Raw genomic sequence first — 1,522 nt, 5'->3', positions numbered from 1 at the left:
GCGACTCCGGGACCACCGCCTCCTGGACGGTCGGGTAGAGGTCGAGGAGCTGGTCGAGGGTCGTCGCCCGCATGGCGCGCACCATCGCCCTGGCCGGGGCGACCACGCGCAGCGGCGTGCCCTGCCTCGCGCCGAGGCGGTGGTGCTCCACCAGCAGCGACATGCCCACCGAGGCGAAGAACCGCACCTCGGTCAGGTCCACCACCACCGGCCCGCCCTTGTCGGCGGCCTCGGTGAACGCTGTGCGCAGCTGACGCTCGAAACCGGGGGCGCTGACCGCGTCCACGTCCCCGCTGGCGTGCACGATCACGGGTTGCTCATCCTGGGCGGACATCCGACCTCCTCGTCGAACGCTGCTCATCCGAACATCCGAGGCTCCCGGGTCGAGCCCGCGTTGACCAGCGAGGACGAGCTCCGAGCCCTGCTCCATTCAGGGGTAATATGCGCCACAGTTCGGCGCGGGCCGCGCCGGGGCACTCTCCGCGCCGCCGAACCCCGGGGCCGCGCCCGGCCCCCGACGGTGGACGGGGCCGCGCTCCCGGTGGGCGCGCCCGGATGCGAGGACCATCCAGCCCCGTCCCGTCCGGCCCCGCCCCGTCCGGCTACGCCTCGGGGATCTCCGAGCCCCACTCCTCCAGCGTGAACCCCGCCGGGTCCGGACCGCCGCGCACGCCCCGGTCGAGCCCGTCCACCGCGGCCAGCTCGGCCTCGGACAGCGCGAACCCGAAGACGTCGAAGTTCTCCGCGATCCGGTGCGGCCTCACCGACTTCGGGATGACCGACCGCCCGCGCTGCAGGTGCCAGCGCAGCATCACCTGCGCGGGCGTGCGCCCGTGCTCGGCGGCGATCGCGGTGAGCGCCGGGTCCTCCATCACGTTCACCCGGTCCTGCCCGCCCCAGCCGGGGTAGAACGTGATCCCGCCGATCGGCGACCACGCCTGCGTCACGATCCCGCGCTCCGCGTCGGCGGCCTGCACGTCGGGCTGGGCGAAGTACGGGTGCAGCTCCACCTGGTTCACCGCAGGGACCACCCCGGTCTCGGCGGCGAGCCGCTCCAGGTGCTCGGGCGCGAAGTTGCTGACCCCGATCGCGCGCACCGACCCGTCCGCGAGCAGCCCCTCCAGGTCCCGGTACGCCTCGACGGTCAGGTCGAACCGGTGCGGGAACGGCTGGTGCAGGATCAGCAGGTCGATCACGTCGAGCCCGAGCTTGCCCGCGCTCTTGCCGAACGCGTGCCGCGTCGCGCCCCGCCCGTAGTCGTTGATCCACACCTTGGTCTCGACGAAGTACTCCGACCGCGCCAGCCCGGACTCCCGCAGCGCCCGCCCGACCTCGCGCTCGTTGCCGTAGACCGCCGCCGTGTCCACGTGCCGGTAACCGACCTCCAGCGCCGCCGCGACCGCTCCGGTGGTCTCCTCGGGCGTGGACTGGAAGACCCCGAGTCCGAGGGCGGGCATCTCGACGCCGTTGTTGAGCTTGATGGTCTCCATGCCGACCACGCTAGGAACGCCCCACCCGCCCC

General features: G+C 73.3%; 2 protein-coding genes. Both read right to left on the bottom strand.

Annotated features, from left to right (window positions below; genetic code table 11):
• Nucleotides 1–334 (bottom strand): STAS domain-containing protein (locus tag ACTUAL_RS18855; protein WP_440901186.1); only part of this gene is annotated, 334 nt, incomplete at its 3' end.
• Between the two features lie 268 nt (nt 335–602).
• Nucleotides 603–1,490, bottom strand: a complete 888-nt coding sequence (locus ACTUAL_RS18850; protein WP_440901187.1) for an aldo/keto reductase — start codon at nt 1,488–1,490, stop codon at nt 603–605.
• Between the last annotated feature and the right edge of the window lie 32 nt (nt 1,491–1,522).

Source organism: Actinosynnema sp. (assembly GCF_052038725.1).
The sequence above is the reverse complement of the archived record's forward strand: the minus strand, read 5'-3'. Positions and strand labels throughout refer to the sequence as shown.

Bases quoted from the DNA above. Each gene is read 5' to 3' on its own strand.
- ACTUAL_RS18850 (WP_440901187.1), bottom strand. From the start codon at position 1,490: ATGGAGACCATCAAGCTCAACAACGGCGTCGAGATGCCCGCCCTCGGA.